Source organism: Vibrio sp. CDRSL-10 TSBA, from assembly GCA_039696685.1.
GTDB lineage: Bacteria > Pseudomonadota > Gammaproteobacteria > Enterobacterales > Vibrionaceae > Vibrio.
The window spans coordinates 832,525-854,707 of the sequence record CP155565.1 but is presented as its reverse complement, the minus strand read 5'-3'; the positions used below and the strand labels follow the sequence as shown (position 1 = coordinate 854,707).

The following is a 22,183-nucleotide window of genomic DNA, read 5'->3' as shown; positions in this document are numbered from 1 at the left end:
GTATATTGAGTGAAGAATATGAAAATCAAAGCGCTATCTAAGCTAAAGCCAGAACAAGGCATCTGGATGACCGAAGTGGACAAACCAGAAATGGGCCACAACGATCTGTTGATTCGCATTAAGAAAACGGCGATCTGCGGTACGGATGTTCACATCTACAACTGGGATGAATGGTCACAAAAGACGATTCCTGTTCCTATGGTTGTGGGCCACGAATATGTGGGTGAAGTGGTTGCGATTGGTCAGGAAGTTCGTGGTTTCGAAATCGGTGACCGTGTATCCGGTGAAGGCCACATTACCTGTGGTCACTGCCGTAACTGCCGCGGCGGTCGTACTCACCTGTGCCGTAACACGATCGGCGTTGGTGTAAACCGTACCGGTGCGTTTGCTGAGTACCTGGTGATTCCAGCGTTTAACGCATTCAAGATCCCGGAAGGCATTTCTGATGATCTGGCGTCTATTTTTGACCCATTCGGTAATGCAGTGCATACCGCATTGTCATTTGACCTGGTTGGCGAAGATGTGTTGATAACAGGTGCTGGCCCGATTGGTATTATGGCGGCAGCGGTGGCCAAACACGTCGGCGCCCGCCACGTGGTGATCACAGATGTGAACGAATACCGCCTGGAAACTGGCGCGTAAAATGGGCGTGACCCGCGCAGTCAACGTTGCCGAGCAAAAACTGGAAGATGTGATGGCTGAACTTGGCATGACCGAAGGCTTTGACGTTGGCTTGGAAATGTCCGGTGTTCCTAGCGCATTCAGCTCAATGCTGCAAACCATGAACCACGGTGGCCGTATTGCCCTGCTGGGTATTCCGCCATCAGATATGGCGATTGACTGGAACCAGGTGATCTTTAAAGGTTTGGTTATCAAAGGCATCTATGGTCGCGAAATGTTTGAAACTTGGTACAAAATGGCAAGCCTGATCCAATCTGGCCTGGATCTGACGCCAATCATCACTCACCATTTCAAAGTGGACGAGTTCCAACAAGGCTTCGACACCATGCGCAGCGGCGCATCAGGTAAAGTGATTCTCGACTGGGAATAATATTTCCAGAGCTTCAAAGCGCTCCGCAAGGGGCGCTTTTTTTATGTCTGTTATTCGGTCAGCGCGAAAATCTGTGGATGAATCATGTTGTTCAGGAAAGAGCAGTGCAGGGTTCAACAAGTGCTGAGACATGGATTACAGAATTACCTAAAAGTAGCGACAATAGGCTGAAAAAAGAACACACCGCAAGCAAGCTGCAGATTATCGATTATGCTTTGATAAGTAAGCTCAATTTGAACAAAACTGACATCAGTTAGCAGAATTTTAATATCGGCCAGAATATGGCGACATAATAATAAACTCCGATAACTTTCATTATCAAAAATAACGACAATCGAGATGATGAAATCGATGATTCAAGGAAGTGAGCATGTTCTTCTTCAGCAAAAAAAAGTCCGCTGAAACTCTGTCAGGATCTACGCAGGTTTCCGTGTCTAAAAGCATCACCAGCCAACAAATTAGCGAAGCGACCCTGGCTGATCTCAGCTTGCCGGGAGGTACGGCGCTGGTGATAGCGTTTATCTCACCTCATTGTGATTTTTCTGCAGTTAACAGCAAACTTAAGCAGGCCATGCCATTTAGTGAGCAGTTAATAGGTATTATGACCGCCGGTGAACTTGGTGGTGGAGTGAAAGGAAAGCTTTATCATGATACTCCGGCGCACTGGGATGGTATTATTCTGCACGCGTTTAGTAAGCAACTAATCAAGCAGCTTTCGGTGCATTCGATTCCTTTAATCAGTACCAATTCAGGCGGCAATAATATCCATACTCAGTCTGAGCAACGCGTCAAAAGTATTGCGGATGAGTTAACTAAAATAAAAGTGCCTTTTTCGGTTGATAGCCATGACACGATTGCCTTTACGTATTTTGACGGGCTGTCGGCCAGCGAAGATTTCTTCACCCAGGCGCTATACCGGACGCGCAAATTCCCGTGTTATTTCATCGGCGGCAGTGCAGGCGGTAAGCTGGATTTCAAAAGTGCCCAGGTTGCCCTGAATGGTCAGATCCAGCAAGACTGCGCGATACTTTGTTTTAGCAAAATAGCTCCTGGGTATCGCTATGGTCTGTTCAAAAGTCACAATTTTGACAATACTTCGCAGGGATTCGATGTAGTTGATTTCAATCCGTTTACTCGAACTCTGCATAGTGTACTGAGTGATGGACTGGAATTAATGACGCCAGTCGAATGGCTGTGTCGACACTTTAAATGTTCAGCACAAGACGTCGAACAGAAATTAGCTAAGTACTCGTTCGGTATCTCGATAAATAATGAGCTTTTTATTCGCTCTTTAGCCGAAATTAATGCAGATGGAAGCATCAGATTTTTCAGTGATTTTGCTTTTGGTGAACGGCTGTTTCTGGTCAAATCTAAAGACTTCGGCCAGTCTACGGCCTCAGATTTCAAACGCTTTATGCAGGGTAAGCCGGGTAAACCGGTCGCCATGATTGCCAATGACTGTATTTTGCGCCGTCTGAACAATAGCGATAGCCTGAATAAAGTCGATTCTTTCAACGATGTTTGTTTGTCCGGCTTTTCTACCTTCGGTGAATACCTCGGCCTGCATCAGAATCAGACGCTGACTTCGATCGCTTTCTTTAAAGTGGATCCAGGGCAGTCATTTGCAGACGAATATGCCGACAATTTCCCATTCTATCTGGCCTCCTTTGCCAGTTATTTTCTGCACTCCAAACTGGCCAGCACCCGCAAAATCAGCTCATTACAGCAGAAACGTGATTAAACATATGGGTGAGATTCATCCTATGTTGCAGCAAGCAACACAGCAACTGGAGGTCAGTGCGTCTCAAGCATCAGGTGCAGCCGACCAACAGCATGCGCTCGGTGAGCAGTTTGGTCGGTTTATGGAGCAGATTTCGCATCAGCAGGCACAGCGTCAGAGTCTGATGGAAGGGATGGATAAACTTAAAGACAGCGCGGACAGAATCGTCAATATTATCCAGAGTATCAGCGGGATTGCTGAACAAACCAATCTTCTGGCCCTTAATGCAGCTATAGAAGCCGCCCGAGCCGGTGAGGCCGGACGCGGCTTTGCGGTGGTGGCAGATGAAGTGCGGGCATTGTCAAAACGGACTCAGTCGAGCGTGAAAGAAACCGGTGAAACCATCGAAGAGGTAACCTCTTCGATCAATGATATTTCTCATGGCATAGACAGTATTAATGCCGTCCTGAGCCAGATCGAATCTGATTCTGAAACCTTCCGTGGCGAATTAAATACCCTGTCGGAAAGCTCTCATCAGGCAGCGATTATGGCTGAAGAAGACATTATCCGGGCACAAAATACCAATGAGCGAATCACCTCGATTGAACTGGAAACACAGCTTATTGATAAGCTTTCTGCCATAGCGAACCGCCACAGCGGATAGCTATGTATATCCATGCTAACCAAAGACAATGCTGGCCAAGCGCCGGCATTTTTGTCTTTTTCTATCGAGGACACTCACTGTTATCTGTTTGTCTGGGGTGTCTTTCTTTTCAAGGACACACACCTTGAGGCTTTCGGGTGTGTGTCCTCGTATTCATCGGTCTTCATTTTATTAGGCAAGAAAAATAACATGTGCCCTGCGCTTCCGTTGAAGTACAGGGCATTCTGGCGAGAGTGCGAATTAACTCAGTGTACTTTGTGAGAAATGCTGAATATGAGGCATTAGCAAGTGGGCCTGAACGGTTAGCCGAACAGGTAAAGTGCGAAGTGAGCTAGCGTTTCAGGAAATATGTATTCCGAGCATACGATGACGTTTTAATTTTACTTTGGCTTGCTGCAGATGGAGCGTTTCGCCTATCCAAACTCGGGAGTGAGCTTCTAATCCGGTACAAAGCCGGAGGCATTCGCTGCCTGCAAGCGACAGACGTTGCAGAATTGGTGGTTGAGACACATCAATGTACCCGGGCTTAGTGTTTCTGAACTGTCTGCCAATCCAATCAAGCAGCTCCAGATAGTCCAGTAAACGAAAAGGTATTTGATGAGTATTTTTCTGGTCACCGATAAAACTTGCCAGGGGCTTAGCGGTGCTTGTTCCTTGTTTAAGCTTTTGGATACGCATCCGAACTGAGGTATGCGCAGAATGTTCAGGTGTCTTGGCCAATTTAGCCCTGACAGGATTAAGGTCGACATAAGCCATCGCAGCCAGGAGCGCTTTTTCGTCAAGTAATGCCTGAGATTTGAAGCGCCCCTCCCAGAAACGTCCGGTACATTGATCTTCTTGGTTGGCCTGACGAGCAATGGTGAAATTTAGCTCTTTCATAAACCAGCTGAGGGAATAAAGACGTTCGCGCCAGGTTTCAATCAGTTCATAACAGGTATCTAACTCTGCCTGACTTGTCAGTTGGTTTGCGACAAAGCGTGTAATAATCACGGGAAGTTTGTGTTCGAGGCTCCAGCGTTCGATAACCTCATGTGGTGAAAGAGAGTCGGCGGACTGTTTATTTATAAAAGCGACCAGATGGTAATGGTTGCTCATGACTGCGTAAGCACAAATCCGGATACAGTAGATTGAAGCTAGCGCCAAAATGCGTTGTTCTACCCAATCACGGCGATGTTCATACGATTGACCGGAGATTTTATCTTCTCCGCACAAATAAGACCGTCTCACGCAGCGTGAGACGCAGTGGTAATACGGCGTGATCTCCGGACAAATTAGCTGGCTGCGTGCGGTGGTCATCATTTCGTTCCTGTAAATTGGGATACGTTGATGATGGTTGTTATTCTGAAGCTTTGCGCGCCAGATGGGCTGTTTTCAGAGTTGCTTCAACCCAAGGGATGTAAACCGTTGTCAGATAAGTATGAGATTTTGACTAATGAGTTATGGTGTGTGTCCTTTGAAGCGCTTGTTAAAGTGTGTGTCCTTTGACGCGGTCTAAATCGAACGTTTCCTGACGAAACTGTTTCGGAGACATGTCATATTGTTTTTTGAATTCGCGTGAAAAATAAGACATATCAGTAAACCCCGCATTCCAGGCTATTTCACTGACTTGCTTAGTTATATTATTGGGATTACTTAAAGCGGAGGCGCAGGCATCCAGGCGCTGCTCAAGCAAAAAGCGTCCGAAGGTTGTGTTCTGAAGTTGAAACAACATGCTCAGATAACGGGTCGATATTCCAAATTTTTTGGCGACCTGGTTGTTGGAAAGCTCGGGATCACTATATTCCTGCTGAAGATAATACTGGATTTGAGTGAGCAAGCCTTGCTTGGTATCCGGGCGATAGGATTGTGTTCGGCTTTCGTCAGAGATGATGCCAAGGATGAGGCTTATGGCCTGACTCGACAATGTATCCATATATTTTTCCGGCAATTCATCGGGCAGGGCGAGGAGGTTATCCAGAAAATTATGAGCAAAGGTGCCTAATGGATGGTTTAAGCCAAAGCTGGAGGCGGTAATCTGGTCAAGATTCCCTAGTCGTTCATGTATCAGTTGGCGGGGTAATTGCACCACGATCTGCTCTGATGCACCAAGCATGTGCAAATTATAAGGACGCTGCGTATCGTAAAGCCCGAATTCACCTTGTTTGAGCAGTGTGTGTTTATAGCCTTGGTGAATAGCGGTCTGACCCTGGCGGATAAAACTCATTAAAACACTATCCGTATCATGATGATTAAGGGTGCCTTGGGTACGCATTACTTTTTGTGGACAACAAGTTACTTTCGCAATGTTAAGTTTACTCAATGCTCTGGATGACAAGGTTCCGCTCCTGTCATGAGCTTCAAATTCGCATTGCAGAGGCACAAATATCTGGCTGATCGCCTCTCTCCAGTAATCGTCACGGTCTGAATAATCAACATTCTGAGTATCGAAACGTTTCACTTTTCGCCTTTCCTTGCTAATAACCTATTCATCATTAAAGACAGCAAAAAACATTCCGTAGTGAGTTCCTTATCAGTCAAGTTTGACTTCTCGCTGGTCATAACACTTGGGCGAAATTCATTTTTATAGTGATTCCGACGCATTAATTCATACACAACAAGGAATGATTATGATGAATAAACCAGTGAAGGTCGCTTGTGTACAGGCAGCTCCGGTTTTTATGGATCTGGTAGCAACGGTTGATAAAACCATACGTTTGATTGAAGAAGCGGCTCAGTCCGGAGCCGAACTCATCGCCTTTCCTGAAACCTGGATACCGGGTTATCCGTGGTTTCTGTGGCTGGATAGCCCGGCCGCGACTATGCCGCTGGTCTATCAATACCACCAGAATTCGCTGGTGCTGGATAGTGAGCAGGCAAAACGTATTGAGCAAGCTGCGCGTGATAACAACATCTGGGTAGTACTGGGTTTCAGCGAGAAAGATCATGGCAGCCTGTATATTTCACAATGGATTATTAACGATCAGGGAGAAACCTGCGGTACACGCCGTAAGTTAAAAGCTACACACGTTGAACGCACGCTGTTTGGCGAGAGCGATGGATCTTCACTGAAAACATGGGAAACACCGCTAGGTGTAATTGGCGCGCTGTGTTGCTGGGAGCATTTACAGCCGCTGAGTCGCTACGCCATGTATTCGCAACATGAAGAAATTCATATCGCAGCCTGGCCAAGTTTCAGTATGTATCAGGACATGACGGCAGCTCTGGGACATGAAGTGAATAATGCAGCCTCAAGATTGTACGCTGCTGAGGGCCAATGTTACGTGATTGCACCGTGTGCCATCGTTTCGGAAGAAATGATTGAACAACTGTGTGATACAGAGACTAAGAGAGGCCTTATCAAAGCTGGTGGAGGTTATGCTCGAATCTATGGCCCAGATGGCCGTGACCTGGTTGAGCCTCTGGGTGAACATGAAGAAGGCTTGTTGATTGCCACACTCGACCCTGCGGCGATTACGTTTGCTAAAACTTGCGCCGATCCTGTCGGACATTATTCGCGGCCTGATGTGACTCAACTGCTGTTTAACCCTAATCCGGCGAAAAAAGTGGTGATCAGCGAGACCGAGTATGATGTGCCGGCTGAACCTGTTGTTGGCGAGGAGGAGTGATATGGAATCATCAATCCCTAAGTACCTGCAGGTAAAACGTCAATGTCCTGCCAATGTGCCAGATAACCATCAGCCTGCCTTTCCGGCCTGGAGTGCACGCTTCACACCGCTTACTGAACAGGTAGTGATGGCTTACTTTGGTTTACAGTCCCGTACTGCTATTGATGTCCGGGCGTTAAGCCCTGTCACCGGTTACCTCGTTAAGCAAAATGGCCCCAATCATTGGGACATCGCGCACTATACCGATGCTGACGGTTTCGAGACTTATATCGCGATTGCGTATTGGTCATCACCTGCAGCCTTTCAGGAATGGAAAACGTCCAGCGGTTTTGATACTTGGTGGCAATCACCAGATCGTGCCGACGAAGATGTCGGTTATTTTGCCGAAATTGTTAGTCCGAAAATCTCTGATTTTGAAACTTTGCTTTCTGACAAGAATTCACGGGAAGGGATTGCGAAACTGGCAGATGATGTGAGTGATGAGATTATTGAGCACTGTTACTGGGGCAGCGCCCGTGATCGTATCGCGTCCGCTCAGGTTAGTGAACTAAAGGGTCAGGAAGTGCCGCCTGCCTATCAGCAGAACGGTAAACGCATCAAGCTGGAAGGGCGGGATAATTTGTGTCTGATTCGTTCCGGCCAGGATTGGTCATATACCGAAAATGCAGAACGTGACAAATACTTGCAGCAAGTTGAGCCGGTCTTACATCAGGGGATGGATTTCCTGCGTGATGAAGGGGATTCAATCGGCTGCTTAAGCTGCCGTTATATGCAGGTGATTGATGAAAAGGGCGAGTCAAAACAGCAATCTTTCGGGTTGGCTCATTTTACCGAATTAGAAAAGCTGGAAACCTGGGCACGCACGCATCAGACCCATGTTGCGATATTTGGTGGTTTTATGAGTTATGTCCAGGAGCTGGAGTTCAACGTGGCTTTGCGTCTTTATCATGAAATCGTGGTCATACCTAGCCAGAGTCAGTATTTCGAGTACATCAATTGTCATCCTAATACGGGCTTACTGAAAGCATTGAGCAAGGAGAGCCGCCAATGAATACCTTCATGTTAAAAGCTGGTGTAGCCACAATGGCACTGACCAGTGTGAGCGCACTCGCATTGGAAATCAGTCCTGGGGATTATGAGTTGCTCCCCGATGGAAAAACGGCCGTTCTTACTTATCTTCAGGCCAGCCACAGTGATTCTTTGTATGCAGATGATAAGCGACTGGCCGGAGACAATAAGTTAAGTACTCAGTCAGCGCTACTGCGTGTTATCCATGCCTGGCATCCTCAGGAAAACTGGAGTATCGAACCTCAGGCCATTCTTCCTTTTGCATCCGTTAAAGCATATGGCGATATGTCCTTTTTAGGGGACGCTTCCGGTAGTGGGGATCTCATTATCGGAGCTCCGGTAAAGTATGCGCCTGATGGAAAAAATGTTTGGTCTCTCGCGCCGTTTATTTATCTGCCAACTGGTAGTTATTCAGAGCAGGATGCAATTAATATTGGTAGCAACAACTTTCACTTGTTATTACAGGCCGTCTGGATCCATCATTTTAGTGATAAGTTGGCGTTTGATACGGCTGCTGATGTTTCTTGGGCAACGGATAATAACGATTTCGGCGCGAACAGTTCCACATTAAGTCAGGATGCACGCTTTGAGTACCAGGCGTATTTACGCTATCACTTCAGTCCGCTGACTCACATCGGATTTGGAGGCGGTTGGATCTCAGGTGGTGAAACCAAAGTCGATGGTGTTGCCCAAAATGATCGTCTGGATACTGTTTACGCACGGGCGTCGGTCACGCATTTTGTCACCCCAAACTGGCAAGTCCAGCTATCTGCCGGGCGGGATATCTCTGTTACACAAGGCTTTAAACAAGATGCAAATGTCAGTTTGAGGCTGGGTTACATCTTCTGATGATGGTATCGGCCTGATGTTATCAAGAACCGTTAGCGAGGACACACACCTTCAAAATGGCTGTCGATTTTGGCCTCGGCAATCAAATGCTGAAATGTGTGTCCCCATAACTGTCGATGACAGAAGAAAAATAAAGGCATAGTTTTAATATGTATTTTACGTTATCCGAACTTATCCGGTTGTTGCTTGTGACAGAATACTTCTGATTTTTATCAAAGAGATATTATATGAAGAAATTAACTTTAGTTGTAGGATTGTTGGTGTTACTTCCGGTTTTTTCGGCACAGGCAAAGCCTCAGCTTACTGGTTGTGCTGCAAAAGAACAGGATATAAAGCAGCAGATTGATCAGGCTCATAAGCATAATAATCAGCATCGTGTTGATGGATTGCAAAAGGCTCTGCGCGAGGTTTCGCGAACATTGTACAGATGAAAGCCTACACCGCGAGCGTCTGTCTGATGTTCACGAGAAGGAACATGAAGTGAAACAGCGTCTTCGGGATTTAGATGAGGCTAAAAAATCAGGTAATCCGCAAAAAATAGAGAAACGTAAGAAAAAATTGAAAGAGGCCATGCAAGAGTTGGCTGATGCGAAAGCCGAGTTATCAAAATAATTTACTACAAGGACACACACCGTAATAAGGCGTTTCTTGGCGTCGAGTTACCATTGATATATTAAGGTGTGTGTCCTCGTAGGAGGCAGTAATAATTCAAGCGATAGTCTGCAGATTGTTTCAGTTTGCGCCATGCTTAAAACATGGGGTATGTAGCGTGAGGAATATCGATGGACGACAAAAAACGCTTCAGATATAACGCAGCCTGGGCGGTGGGTGGCGGCACTATGCTTGCTTGGGTTGGGGATCGGGCTTTTGTTACTGCCACACTCGGTGTGGGCCTTTGTTGGCATTCTTATGGCCGGAATCGGAGTTGGTCTGCTGATTGCCGCGCTGTTGACCCGTGATGCGGATTAGCAGTAAAGAGAAGTGGCTAAGCCTGCGAATCAGTGCTGGCTGCTGTCTCTGTCAATCGCGTAGTGTACGGTCACAATACTTTGAAATTCAATCTGGCCGGCTTCGGTTGCGACCGGTTTGACGCTGCGGCGTAACTGACGAATTTCAACCGCTTTCTCTTCTTCGTTTTTAACTGATGCCGGCAGTACTTGCTGCAAAGCGTAGGGTGACATTGATTCAAGTTGATCAATCAGATCGTCACCCGCTTTAGCGGCTTGTTTTTGGGTCGGATAACTGGCAGTTGCCAGGTTCGTTTGTGGTGTGCCGACACGCAAACCGGATAAAGCAACACTACTAAACAAAGTTGTCATTAACAGCACAAGAAGGTGTTTCATAGTCGCACAGAAGGGTTGTTGTTCATTTTGTTATTTTGGTCAATACCTCGGGTGAAGGTGTTAGCGGACGGTCAAATCATCGGCAAATTATCCGCAATAAAAAAGCGGCGTTTATGATAACGCCGCTCGATGGTTCACTTGTTTCGCTGTGAAGATCTCAGCTGATATTGATGCGTTGGCTTTCCTCTGGTTTTCCTTCCAGTTTTGGTACCACGACCACCAGTACACCTTCTTCAAACTCAGCGTAGATCTGGGTCATATCCAGACTGTCACCCAAAGAAAAGCTACGTACCATTTTGCCGTGATAACGTTCTTTATGGATGACTTTATCATTCTCTTTGGTTTCTTCGTCTTTCGTTGTCGATGCCTCGATCGTCAACACGCCATTACGACAGGTGATGTTGATGTCTTTTTTCGCCACTCCGGGTAAATCAGCGATGATTTCAAATGCGGTTTCTTTTTCTATTACGTCAACACGCGGAGAAAAAGTATCGGCATCAAACCGAGGCCGGATGGATGGAAATGTATTATCGAATAAACGATAGATATCTGACCAAGAGTCACGTGGAATTAAGCTCATAACGCCCTCCTGTATTCAGTGTTTTTGACTCGCCTTAATAAGTGTAGAACGGCTTCAAAAGCTGAAATTTTAATTTGATCTGAAATTGATCTAAATCAATTTTTGTCTGAATTTTCATAGTGATACCTATTCATTTGTCAGTGGATGAGTTCTTTCTTATTTACAAATAAACGGTGATTTAATCCCCATTTTTTTATTTTTTCGCACAATTAGTTTTACAAATTGATTTCCGTCAAAATAGTGTGGGCTTTATGTGCTACTGTGCGCATCAACAAAAATTAAAAACCAAGCCCCAGAAAAAGGAATACCAATAATGAAAAAGACACTTTGCGGACTCGCTATCCTTTCAGCTCTAGCTTCAGCCAACGTCCTGGCGCACCAAGAAGGTGACATTTTTGTTCGAGCTGGTCTGGCTGCGGTAGTCCCAAATGACAGCAGTGACAATCTTGGCAATCTTGGCGACGCAAGCAAAGAGCTTGATGTAGACAGTAATACTCAGCTGGGCTTAACGCTGGGCTACATGCTGACTGACCATGTCAGTGTGGAATTGCTGGCTGCCTCACCATTTTCTCATGATATTTCAACCGACTTAGGTGGTCTGGGTAAAATTGGTGAGACCAAGCACCTGCCACCAACACTGATGGTTCAGTACTACTTCATGGAACCAAATGCAGATTTTCGTCCATACGTGGGTGCCGGTATCAACTACACCACCTTCTTTGACGAGAAATTTAATAGCACTGGTAAAGCTGCGAATCTGAGCGATCTGAAACTGGACGATTCCTGGGGTCTGGCCGCGAACATCGGTGTCGACTACAAAATCAACGACAACTGGTTTGCTAACGCGGCTGTGTGGTACGCGAATATTGAAACCACCGCGAAATACAAAGCTGGTGGCGTTAATCAATCGACTGATGTTGATATCAACCCTTGGGTCTTCATGATTGCAGGTGGTTACAAATTCTAAGCTCTGATTCAGAGATAGAAAAGGCAGCGTGAGCTGCCTTTTTTGATCATGGGTTAGGGGGTTGGCGGACGCCCGATATAGGCGGCGATGATTTTATCGTCGCGCAACACACGCGAGAATACATAGGCGTTGTCCTGCTCGATGACATGGTGGGCCCCGGCCCCGACAGCAGGATGGCGCTGACGGAATTGGCCTAGCTGTTGCCAGTGCTTAAGTAAGTCCTGACGTTGGGCATCGAGTTGCCACGGCATATCGGAAACGGGTCCCCTGATGGAAATCATCAGCGTAGGGGCCGACCTCACGCGCCACTTCATCACCGTAATAGACCTGAATAGCGCCGGGAGTAAGCAGTAGGGCGTTGGCGGCATTACGTTGCATCTCAAACGAGTTAAAGCGGCCAAAGAAGAGCTCAGTATCATGGGAAGACATGTAACTGACCGGATTGAAATCCGGCTGCTCAGTCAGTGTTTTGGCATAGCTGCGGTAAGTCGCCGCCATTTGGCTTAAACAGGCGGCGCCGTTGTCCATGCGCTTTTGTAAATCAAAATTGATCAGCGCATCAAAGCCATCGTCAAAGTAGGGGCTGCGGTAAGCGGTATGACCCCATACTTCGCCCATCATCCAGAACGGCAGGCCTTGCTTGCCATGTTCAGTGCGCCATTGGTTAAGTTTTTCCGTTGCTTGCTGTTTGAGTCGTTGCCATACCTCGCCCTCAACGTGTTTGACGGTATCGACCCGGTAACCGTCAATACCGAACCGCTTCACCCAGTCGCTTTGCCATTCAACCAGATAATCAGCAACGGTATAGCCTTCACGCGCAACAACCCGGGTATCGGGATTATTGAGCAGCCATTGAGGAGGCGTAACACTTTGCGTCGATTCGGTGCGAAAATCCGGTAAGCCGGCCAGTGTCATACTGATGTCACTGCTGCCTGGTTGCGGATAACCCGGCAGTCCGGCCCGCACCCAGTCACCGCCCCACCAGTTTTTCCAGTTCGGACTCTGATAATTGATATTTTGATGAAAGCTATGCCAGTTTTCGCCCTCAGCAGGTGTCCAGTCGCTCCATTTTTGCGGTAGATTATCGGGGGTGACGACTTGGATACCATCAAGCTGCAAATCGGCCAGGGTAGCGTAGCCTGCGTGGTTGATAACGGCATCTAGCAGCACTTTCATTCCGCGCTGATGAGCCTGCTCGACCAGAGTTTTGAGATCGTCATCGACGCCAAAGTTGGCATCCAGTTTGGTAAAATCACGCGTCCAGTAGCCATGATAGGCGTAAAAAGGGAAAGAGCCTTTGTCACCGCCGCCGACGAATCCGTGCACCTGTTCGACAATCGGCGACAGCCAGATAGCATCGGTTTCCCAGGCTTTGAATGTAATCCAGTTTATCAATCACGCCTTGTAAATCACCGCCGTGAAAGGTGCCGACTTCTTGTTTGCCATCGTTGAGCCGTCCATAACTATGGTCGTTGCTCGGATCACCGTTGTTAAAGCGATCGACCATGACAAAGTAAATGTTGGCATTGCGATAATTAAATGTCCGCTCGGTGCGCTTGACAGGTTCGAGCAGCACCAGGCCGCCACTTTGCGCAGAAGGAGTCAGGGTTACCTTACCATCTTTAACGGTTACAACCTGACCGGTGAACGTTTCACTGAGCTCAGTTCCGTCACGGAAAGTGTCGCCGAGATTTAATATCACATCACCACCGGCATAGACCTCACAACGGACATTTGGTAGCGGGCGCTTAAACTCGCTTTTAGCACTGGTTTTCGGCTGACGCACAAAGGTGAGAGTAAAGGCTTTATCATCGTATTGAAACGCGTAGTCACCGCTAAAGCGTATCTTGAGAAGTAGTTCGGTTGCTGCGCCGCAATTAAGTGCAATTGGAGTGTTGAATTTAACCACTTGCTCGCCTGCGGCCTGACACTCGCCATCCAACCCGGTTACGGTAAGGGTATAGCTGTCTTTGGTTAACGGGATCACCAACGGCTGTTCGCTGCTGAGCGGAAAATCACGGCTGTTGGTGGTGGTTGAAATGGTGAGATTAGGCGCCGCCAGAGCGGCCGGCGCTATGGTGAGCAGTGCCAGAGTCAGGGTACTGGGTTTCATGCGTGTTCAGGTCCTTGTTTCTTTTTAGAATAATTTGCTTTTACCTTAGCGGGTAAAAAGGTACCTGACATCATTCTTTGAGCTACGCCCCAGGCGGTTGAACCAGTTCACAAATTTTCTTTACCGGGGGCGTAGAGGTAGGCTGTTGTCTGCTTGCAGCTGAAACGGCACACTGGCGTTATCTATGCTAAGCAGTTGGCTTTAAGGGCGATAAAAGACTCGATTAAATCCTGAATGTGCTGAGCATCACTCTGAGTGATCACGTCAACATCGGAATGGTAAATGAACAAATGGTATCTGATACCGGCACTGTGGAGCGGCGCTGCGCTGGCTGTACATCCGGATTTTCTGCAAGCTTATCTTGATGGCAGCGAGCAGGCGCTGGCAGCAGAGCAATTGGCGCAACGGAGCGATTGGTTTGACTGCAGTGAAGCCGACTCGCCTCAGACCTGGTGCAGCGAATCTTTTTATTATTACGCTACCCAAGTAATGTATGCGAGCACAGTCAGCGACGAGACTAAGGTGCGGGTGCAGACCGCACAACGTCAGCCAGATAGCGAGAAGGAAAATATAGTGCCGACGGCGCTGATATTGCACATCGATTACAGTGACTATAATTGGAGTCAGCTGCAACTCGGACTGCGCAGCGACGGCTTTTCTTTGCTGACTGTTCAGGCCGGACAACAGCACTTTGATGTGCGGCAACGCCTTAATCAGCAAACGCTGCTGCAGGTGGATCGTGATTTAGTGTTGTTTATCCATCAGACAGCGGGCCAGTTTCCTAAAACTTTGTTGTGGCAAACACGCAGTGCTCTGGCCGAGCTGCAGAGTGACGGCAAAAATATTGAGCTGCGTTTTACACCAGTTCCGGCGTCACAGCTTTGGGATGACGCTGCAGGAAACGCAGCCATAGCGGTTTCGTCCAGATAGCCGTCGGCCTTTTTGTGTGCGCGCAGATACTGATAACCGGCGATCACCTGTTGCAATTGATCCCTTTGGCTTGGTGACAACGCCTGCCCGGTGACGAATTTATGTGCCAGAGCGCAGGCCTCCATATCGACGACTTCAGCCTGGCGGTATAAATAACCGCAGCCGGTCGCAAGCCATTCGAGCGAGCAATTGGCCCGCATCGCAATTTGGTTGGCTTTATTCAGGCTCGGTTCACTGCCTTTGAGATACTTTCGGATCAGCGCTTCGGAAATGTCTACCCGACGGGCAAAGCCGCTGATGCTTTCAGCGCCTATTAATGTCTGTAATCGGTTCGCAAAACTCACAACTTCGTACTCCAGTTCGAACTTCGACAGTCTATCCGTTGAGGTCACCGAAAAACAAGCTTAGGATGTGTGACAAAGAGAAAAGGAGTAAAACCATGGTTGCGAAAGTAACGATTGCCCCGCAGGGCCCGGATTTATCTGAGCTGGTGCAGGGCTATTGGCGTTTAGCCGAGTGGGGCATGACGCCTCAGCAGCGACTGACATTTCTGAAACAGCACGTTGAGCTGGGAATTACCACCGTCGATCACGCGGATATCTACGGCAACTATCAATGTGAGAGCCTGTTTGGTGAAGCGCTGGCGCTGGAACCGTCGATGCGCGAACAGCTGCAAATTGTCACCAAGTGCGATATCAAGCTGTGCAGCGACCAGTTTCCGGAGCGTAAAATCAACCATTACGACACCAGTGCTGCGCACATTTACCAGTCAGTTAATAACTCGCTGCAGCGCCTCGGTGTGAATGAAATTGACGTACTGTTGATCCACCGTCCGGATGTGTTGATGGACGCAGATGAAGTGGCAGAAGCTTTTGCCGAATTGCACAAAGTAGGTAAGGTTAAACACTTTGGCGTGTCCAATTTCAGTCTGTCCCAGTTTAATTTGCTGCAGTCACGTATCAACAAGCCTTTGGTGACTAACCAGGTAGAAATTAACCCGCTCAATTTCGACGTTGCCCATGATGGCACGCTGGATCAGATGCAGATGCTGCGCACTCGTCCGATGGCGTGGTCATGTCTCGGTGGTGGTGCCATTTTTAATGGCGAGAGCGAGCAGGCGCAGCGAGTACGCAGTGTGCTTGAAGAGTTACGTGAAGAGATTGGGGCTGAGAGTATCGATCAGGTAATTTATGCCTGGGTGCGTGCACTGCCTTCCAAACCATTGGCGATCATCGGCTCTGGTAAGATTGACCGGGTTAAAGCGGCGGTCGCTGCCACGGAACTGACTCTGAGCCGTGAACAGTGGTTCCGGGTTTGGGTTGCCTCGAAAGGCCACGGTGTGCCATAGAGCGACAGTCCATCAAGTTGTAGAGCATCGATAACGTATAAAGTAAAAGCCAGCCCCAACGGGCTGGCTTTTAAGTTGCTAATCCGCTATGCGGTCAGCCAATCACTATCTGACCGAGCAAGTAACCCATACAACTGCCGCCGATGACCCCAACCAGACCCGGCGCCATAAAGGAGTGGTTGAAATACCACTTACCGATTTTGGTGGTGCCGGTGATATCGAAGTTCACGGTCGCGATATCAGACGGATAGTTCGGAATAAAGAAGTAACCGTACAGCGCAGGCATCAGGCCGATGAGCAGTGCCGGTTCAAGTCCGAGTGCCAGACCAACCGGCAGCATCATTTTGGCCACAACAGCTTGTGAGTTGACCACAACAGAGACGATAAACAGCGCCAGTGCGAATGTCCACGGATACGCATTAACCATATCAATGATACCGCTGCGGAAACTGAGGCATTGCATACTGGAAGTAGGTGTCAGACATCCAGGCAATACCGAAGATCGCAATCGCTGCCACCATACCGGATTTAAATACCACGCCTTCCGGTACTTTTTTCGGTTCTACTTTTGTCACCAGCATGATGATACCGCCAAAACACAGCATCATCATCTGAATCACGGTCGCCATGTTAATCGGTTTCGCATCACCGATCTGGCGTACTTCCGGGAACATAGCAACCAGCACGATCACCAGGATTGACAGGATAAACAGCAGCACCGAGTTCTTGGCAGAAGCAGGCAGCTGTTCGTTCAACGACGTCGCTGTGGTGGTCATGATGCGTTCACGCAGCACCGGATCTTTCAAACGCTCCTGGTAGCCTTGATCCTGCTCCAGCTCTTTACCGCGGCGCAGACTGTAGAGAGACATCAGAATAGTACCAAACAGAGTTGCGGGTACGGAAACCATCAGAATGGAAAGTAAAGTGATGTTATGGTTGATGTTGGACAATTCTGCCAGATAGTAAACCACGGCGGCAGAAATTGGTGATGCGGTAATGGCGATTTGTGAAGCGACAGACGCAGCAGCCATCGGACGCTCCGGACGAATGCCGTTCTTCAGCGCCACATCACCGATAATTGGCATAATGGAATAAACCGCATGGCCGGTGCCGAGCAGGAACGTCATGGAATAGGTCACCAAAGGCGCGATGATGGTGACGCGTTTCGGGTTTTTACGCAGCAGACGTTCAGCGACCTGCAGCATGTATTTGAGGCCCCCAGCCGCTTCGAGAATCGAAGCACAGGTGACGACCGCCAGAATGATCAACATCACGGTGACCGGCGGTGAAGTCGGTGGCATCTTGAAAATAAATACTTCGATGACCAGGCCGATGCCGGAAACGACACCGAGGCCAATACCGCCATAACGAGAGCCCGTATAGAGCACCAACAGCAGGAAAATAAACTCCATATACAACATATGAATCAACCTTTAGAACGAAACAGATGGGGTTATTTTCCGACGCATTTCACAAAAAATATGAAGATTGCTTCACACATTGCAAGTGAGCAAAAACGGAATGAAGGCTTTGGGATTGTTATCACGCTATTGCGTTGATAAGTAATGTTTTTTTGATTGTTATGTAGCGAAAATGTTGTGCCACATAAGGCGCGGTGTAAACAAAAGCCGGGCCGTGAGGACCCGGCGGAAAAGATCAGCCTGAAACACTTAGTAGCGAGAAGTGTTTCGCTGCCTGACACAAGAACAAACGCGCATTTGCTCCGTTTGAATTAGTCGTAAATGGTCGGTATTGGCTGGCGTTTGTGCTGCGTCGCTTTGTAAATTGACACCAGACGATCGGCCACTGCGGCTGAGACTTCTTTGCCTTCCAGGAAGTCATCGATTTGATCGTAGGTCAGGTTCAGGGCATCTTCGTCTGCTTTCTGCGGAGCCAGTTCTTCCAAATCTGCCGTTGGTGTTTTTTGTACCAGCAGTTCCGGAGCACCCAGAGTAGCGGCAACCTGACGAAACCTGACGTTTGCTCAGGCCGAACAGTGGTGCAAGGTCGCATGCGCCATCACCAAATTTGGTGTAGAAACCGGTGATATTCTCTGCTGAGTGATCAGTACCCAGTACCAGACCGCCCACATAACCGGCAATTTCGTACTGCGCAACCATACGTGCGCGGGCTTTGACGTTACCTTTGACAAAGTCAATTTTTGCGTTTTCAGCCGGCAGCAGACCTGTACCAGCCAGTGCCTCGTGTGAGGCAGCGTGAAGACCATCCACACCGGCTTTGATATTGACAGAAACCGAATGGGTCGGTTTGATAAATGACAGAGCCATTTGCGCTTCGTCTTCATCTTTCTGGGTGCCGTAAGGCAGGCGCACAGCAATAAACTGATAAGCGTTGCTGCCTTGCTCCTTGTTCAGCGCGTCCACCGCCATTTGTGCCAGACGGCCGCATGTAGTGGAGTCAATACCGCCGCTGATCCCCAGAACCAGTGCTTTACAACCGGACTCTGACAGTTTGCGTTTGATAAAACCAACTCGACGCTCAATTTCGAATTGTGGGTCGATCACTGGAAGCACATGCATCTCTTCGCGGATAATTTGTTCCATTCGAGTTCCTTTTCCTGCAAGCAATAAAAAACTATCGTAATATCATACCGCAAACACTGAATTAGAAAACCGTGAAAGCGACTTTCACACTGAATCGGGGAAAAGATGGACAAAATTGCTGTTTTTGGCAGCGCTTTTAATCCGCCGACATTAGGCCATAAAAGCGTGATTGACTCATTGGAACATTTTGATCGTATTCTGCTGGTACCCAGCATCTCGCATGCGTGGGGCAAAGAAATGCTGGATTATGAGATACGCTGTAAACTTATTGATGCTTTCATTGGCGATCTGGCGTCAAATAAGTTACAAAGATCTTCGGTAGAGCAGGATCTTTATCAGCCGGGCGAAAGCGTGACCACCTATGCGGTGCTGGAGCGTTTACAACAGCAATTCCCTCAAGCGGAAATCACCTTTGTCGTCGGGCCGGATAATCTGTTTAATTTTGGTCGCTTCTACAAATCAAAAGAAATATTACAACGTTGGTCGGTCATGGCTTGTCCGGAGAGAGTTCAGGTACGCAGTACGGATCTGCGACGGAGTTTAAAGGCGCGGGAGGATATCCGCCATCTGACGACACCGTCGGTCGCGCAATTGTTGCTTGAACTCAAAGTATATTAACGCCTGTTTGTGACTAGGAGTGGTTAATGATGAAAGTGTGTGTTGGTTTGGTCGCGCTTTTTTCTCTGCCGTGTCTGGCATCGGTCTGCGACGCCGATTTATCAAGTGATCCACTCCATCCTGCCACTCAGGATATCGCTGTTTATCCTCCGTGTGACAACTTTGATGAGCACTGGCGCCAGGGCAGTGAGCAGGCTTTGGTATTTGACGTTGAGTCTGACACCCGTTCTCCGCAAAGCGGCGATTACTGGAAAGGCTGGCTGGTTAACGATAAAAACGACAGCAACCCAATTGTGACTCAACAACTGGATCACAGCTATCTTGGCCTCGGGCTCTGGGTTCCGTCTGCGTTGGTTGACCGTGAGCGCGATATGGATACCGAAGAGTGGTTGATCAATCATGGTCTGAAGTTCAGCCTGGGGTTTGGTGAACGTGAACGCGGCGAGCCCCGAGTACGCTTTGATTATCGCTGGCATGAAGAGTACCAGGCAGATTGGTTTATGCAGATCGAAGTGCCGTTTTAGGCGCTGATATTCGCTCAGCTCGCTGTCTGGGCAATCAGACGTACATGAATGAAATACAAAAGGGCATCCGATGATGCCCTTTTTAGTTGGTGCTTGCGGTCAGCTTAGCTGAGCTTAAACTCACCCAAGGTTCGTTTCACCCGGTCCACTTCGCCATGATAACTGCTGACGATGTTGTTCATCTCTTGTGCCAGATGACCGGTCTGCTGCGCAATCTCAGCCAAAATGTCGACGTCTTTATCAACATCTTCACTCGCTTTCGATTGCTCGATGGTGGCATTAGCAATGCTGGTAATGTGTGAGTTAACCTCATCAATCACACTCTCCAGCGCAGATACGCTGCTCGTTACGGTTGATACCGAGTCGAAGGTCAAGCTGGTGGCCTGATGGCTCTTTTGCATGTTGTTGACCGCAATCGTGGTGTTATTGGTGATGTTGCTCAGCAACTGACTGATGTGCTCTGTCGCGGCTTTACTGCGCTGAGCAAGATCTCGCACTTCAGAAGAGACCACCGCAAATCCGCGCCCGTGTTCGCCGGCTCGCGCCGCTTCAATGGCGGCATTCAGTGCCAGCAAGTTGGTTTGTTCCGAGATACCATTGATGGTATCAACAATTTTACTGACACTCAGGGCATCTTTTTCAAGCTCGCTCATGCAGGTCTGGGTTTGTTCTATTTGCTCGACCAAAGCTTCCACTGCCTTAAATGAAGACTGGCTCTGGCCCTGACATTCCACCACGCGCTGAGTCATTTGTGTGGTTTCTTCCAGCGCGCGCTCTGAGGCCTGAGCGATCTCCACACTTGACTGAGCCAGTTCGGTCATGGCTGCGGCAATATTTTCACATTTCGCCGTTGTACTGCTGCTGCTCTTTCCTAAGTCTTTCGAGCCCTGAACAATTTTTTTCAGTCGCTCGGCACTGTGATCATTAGTCTGGGTTACATCACTCAACAATTGACGAATATTGGCGGTCAGACCATTGACGCTGTCTGATATCTGGGACACCTCATCCTGCCCTTCTGCTTTTAAGGCAGCGGTCAAGTCACGTTGAGTAGCCATTGTATGTATCGCTTTATTCAGTTTTCCGACTCGCTCACGCAGCGATACCACGATACTGATCAGGCTCCAGATTAAAATGATTGCAACCACTACGCTGGTTACCAAAATGAGACGTTGATTGGTTTGAGCTTGGCTGGCCTGGCTGTCAGAAATGGTCACCATCTGTTGTTGAATATGGTTACGTAACTGGTTAATCAGCTTGATACGCTCTGTCGCTGCAGCAAACCATTCCGATGGTGCTGGCCCTTGCAGATTTTCCAGACTATCGACTTGGTCGAGATAAGAGCGCTGAACTTGTTCGACATTTTTCCACGTGTCACTGCTTTTAGCCTGATTCAACTCGCTGATAAGCGCGGCGGGCAAGATGGTCATTGCCATACGTTCAGCGTATTGAGCTGAATCGATGTAGCCTTTAACCGCAGTATACTGGGCCGGTGAAGACGCCTGACGCGCGAAAGCGCCGTTCAGTGCACCTCGAACCTGTCCGGCACGCTCTTTCATAACCACAACAGACAGCATCGCATTTCCAAGCTCTGCCACTTCCACATCATCAATGGTGGACAGCAAAACTTGTGAGTTATCAATAGCCAGTTGGTTCAGATTGGAATAGTAAGCAAAAGGAGAAATCTTGGGTTGCAGGCTATCAACTTGGCGACGTACTTCCATTAATTGAGCTAATTGTTTGGCAACATCGGATTTGAGTTTATCTGCCAGGCTGGAACCAATGTATTGCGGGTTAAACTTGAGCAATGCCTGAGCGTGTTTATCTGATTCGACGCGTTGTTTACTCAGCTGTTCCACCTGGGCACCCTGACCCTTGGAGCCCAATACACCGGCGGTGAGGCCACGTTCCAGCGCCAGGTTGTGGGCGAGGTTATCGTAAAGCAAGATCAGTTGCACCGTCTCTTTATCGTGGTGGGCGGTATCAACTTTCTCATTCAGGTCAAGTACATTGAGGGCCGCCAGAACCAATGCAATCAGCATCGGCAGACCTGCAATCACGGTGACCACTTTATATAACGGAAAACGCTGTAATAGTTTTTTCATGTGTCCTGACGCCCCATTCTGGATAGTTTCAACGACGCTGAATCCGGATGAATTATGTGTGTACTAGCACAATAAAAGCCATAACCGTACTAGAAAAGCAACAGATTTGTGAGCACAAAGTTGCACCTTATGATCGA

Annotated in this window: 17 protein-coding genes and 5 pseudogenes; 13 read left to right on the top strand and 9 right to left on the bottom strand. The window is 48.2% G+C overall.

The genetic code is table 11. From position 1 onward, the window contains the following. Positions 1–18 precede the first annotated feature (18 nt). From tdh to ABDK09_04170, 3 genes and pseudogenes are all read left to right on the top strand, one after another. Positions 19–1,051 (top strand): annotated as a pseudogene (tdh, locus tag ABDK09_04180) (L-threonine 3-dehydrogenase). 430 nt (positions 1,052–1,481) lie between these two features. Beyond that, on the top strand, positions 1,482–2,792 hold the full coding sequence (locus ABDK09_04175; protein XAW87446.1) for an FIST N-terminal domain-containing protein: 1,311 nt from the start codon (positions 1,482–1,484) through the stop codon (positions 2,790–2,792). After that, complete coding sequence (locus tag ABDK09_04170; protein XAW87445.1) at positions 2,686–3,435, top strand: methyl-accepting chemotaxis protein; 750 nt, start codon at positions 2,686–2,688, stop codon at positions 3,433–3,435. The genes ABDK09_04175 and ABDK09_04170 overlap by 107 nt, the downstream gene beginning before the upstream one ends. A 339-nt stretch (positions 3,436–3,774) precedes the next feature. Here ABDK09_04170 and ABDK09_04165 read toward each other — a convergent pair whose 3' ends face one another. Both ABDK09_04165 and ABDK09_04160 read right to left on the bottom strand, forming a co-directional pair. Then, on the bottom strand, positions 3,775–4,734 hold the full coding sequence (locus ABDK09_04165) for a transposase (GenBank protein ID XAW87444.1): 960 nt from the start codon (positions 4,732–4,734) through the stop codon (positions 3,775–3,777). Positions 4,735–4,900: 166 nt separating this feature from the next. Next, on the bottom strand, positions 4,901–5,872 hold the full coding sequence (locus ABDK09_04160) for a helix-turn-helix domain-containing protein (GenBank protein ID XAW87443.1): 972 nt from the start codon (positions 5,870–5,872) through the stop codon (positions 4,901–4,903). Positions 5,873–6,041: 169 nt separating this feature from the next. On the opposite strand from ABDK09_04160, the gene ABDK09_04155 reads away from it, so the two are divergent. The 5 genes from ABDK09_04155 (at position 6,042) to ABDK09_04135 (ending at position 9,569) form a co-directional block, all read left to right on the top strand. Next, complete coding sequence (locus ABDK09_04155; protein ID XAW87442.1) at positions 6,042–7,040, top strand: carbon-nitrogen hydrolase family protein; 999 nt, start codon at positions 6,042–6,044, stop codon at positions 7,038–7,040. A 1-nt stretch (position 7,041) separates the two neighbouring features. Next, positions 7,042–8,091 (top strand): phenylacetaldoxime dehydratase family protein, encoded by a 1,050-nt coding sequence (locus ABDK09_04150; GenBank protein ID XAW87441.1) that lies wholly within the window; start codon positions 7,042–7,044, stop codon positions 8,089–8,091. Then, on the top strand, positions 8,088–8,957 hold the full coding sequence (locus ABDK09_04145) for a transporter (protein ID XAW87440.1): 870 nt from the start codon (positions 8,088–8,090) through the stop codon (positions 8,955–8,957). The genes ABDK09_04150 and ABDK09_04145 overlap by 4 nt, the downstream gene beginning before the upstream one ends. A gap of 227 nt (positions 8,958–9,184) precedes the next feature. After that, the gene (locus ABDK09_04140) at positions 9,185–9,388 is read left to right on the top strand and encodes a DUF1090 family protein (GenBank protein XAW87439.1); all 204 of its coding nucleotides are present in this window, start codon (positions 9,185–9,187) and stop codon (positions 9,386–9,388) included. After that, entirely contained in the window at positions 9,339–9,569 is a 231-nt protein-coding gene (locus ABDK09_04135) for a DUF1090 family protein (GenBank protein ID XAW87438.1), read from the top strand. Before ABDK09_04140 ends, ABDK09_04135 begins: the two co-directional genes overlap by 50 nt. Before the next feature lie 386 nt (positions 9,570–9,955). Here ABDK09_04135 and ABDK09_04130 read toward each other — a convergent pair whose 3' ends face one another. Continuing rightward, positions 9,956–10,300 (bottom strand): DUF3316 domain-containing protein, encoded by a 345-nt coding sequence (locus ABDK09_04130; protein XAW87437.1) that lies wholly within the window; start codon positions 10,298–10,300, stop codon positions 9,956–9,958. Positions 10,301–10,457: 157 nt separating this feature from the next. After that, a complete protein-coding gene (locus ABDK09_04125) occupies positions 10,458–10,880 on the bottom strand; it encodes an Hsp20 family protein (protein ID XAW87436.1) in 423 nt (140 codons plus the stop codon). A gap of 313 nt (positions 10,881–11,193) precedes the next feature. Here ABDK09_04125 and ompW point away from each other — a divergent pair, with 313 nt between their 5' ends. After that, positions 11,194–11,847 carry an outer membrane protein OmpW gene (ompW, locus tag ABDK09_04120; GenBank protein XAW87435.1) on the top strand — a complete coding sequence of 218 codons (654 nt, stop codon included), beginning with the start codon at positions 11,194–11,196 and terminating at the stop codon, positions 11,845–11,847. Positions 11,848–11,900: 53 nt separating this feature from the next. Here the strand turns inward: ompW and ABDK09_04115 are convergent. Next, a pseudogene (locus ABDK09_04115) lies at positions 11,901–13,960 on the bottom strand (alpha-amylase). A gap of 282 nt (positions 13,961–14,242) precedes the next feature. Between ABDK09_04115 and ABDK09_04110 the strand changes: the two are divergent. Continuing rightward, positions 14,243–14,890: a hypothetical protein gene (locus ABDK09_04110; protein XAW87434.1), complete on the top strand. Its 648-nt coding sequence runs from the start codon at positions 14,243–14,245 to the stop codon at positions 14,888–14,890. Here ABDK09_04110 and ABDK09_04105 read toward each other — a convergent pair. Then, positions 14,854–15,234 (bottom strand): annotated as a pseudogene (locus tag ABDK09_04105) (helix-turn-helix transcriptional regulator). The gene ABDK09_04110 and the pseudogene ABDK09_04105 sit on opposite strands and share 37 nt — an antisense overlap. Positions 15,235–15,329: 95 nt before the next feature. On the opposite strand from ABDK09_04105, the gene ABDK09_04100 reads away from it, so the two are divergent. Further along, positions 15,330–16,238, top strand: coding sequence for an aldo/keto reductase family oxidoreductase (locus ABDK09_04100; protein XAW87433.1), 909 nt, complete (start codon positions 15,330–15,332; stop codon positions 16,236–16,238). 94 nt (positions 16,239–16,332) lie between these two features. Here ABDK09_04100 and ABDK09_04095 read toward each other — a convergent pair. Together ABDK09_04095 and nadE are read right to left on the bottom strand one after the other, a co-directional pair. Next, a pseudogene (locus tag ABDK09_04095) lies at positions 16,333–17,659 on the bottom strand (anaerobic C4-dicarboxylate transporter). Positions 17,660–17,970: 311 nt separating this feature from the next. After that, positions 17,971–18,802, bottom strand: a pseudogene (nadE, locus tag ABDK09_04090) (ammonia-dependent NAD(+) synthetase). A gap of 105 nt (positions 18,803–18,907) precedes the next feature. On the opposite strand from nadE, the gene ABDK09_04085 reads away from it, so the two are divergent. Then, complete coding sequence (locus tag ABDK09_04085; GenBank protein XAW87432.1) at positions 18,908–19,420, top strand: nicotinate-nicotinamide nucleotide adenylyltransferase; 513 nt, start codon at positions 18,908–18,910, stop codon at positions 19,418–19,420. A 29-nt stretch (positions 19,421–19,449) separates the two neighbouring features. Then, entirely contained in the window at positions 19,450–19,944 is a 495-nt protein-coding gene (locus ABDK09_04080) for a hypothetical protein (protein ID XAW88454.1), read from the top strand. A gap of 104 nt (positions 19,945–20,048) precedes the next feature. Here the strand turns inward: ABDK09_04080 and ABDK09_04075 are convergent, their stop codons facing one another. Beyond that, complete coding sequence (locus ABDK09_04075; GenBank protein XAW87431.1) at positions 20,049–22,046, bottom strand: nitrate- and nitrite sensing domain-containing protein; 1,998 nt, start codon at positions 22,044–22,046, stop codon at positions 20,049–20,051. Between the last annotated feature and the right edge of the window lie 137 nt (positions 22,047–22,183).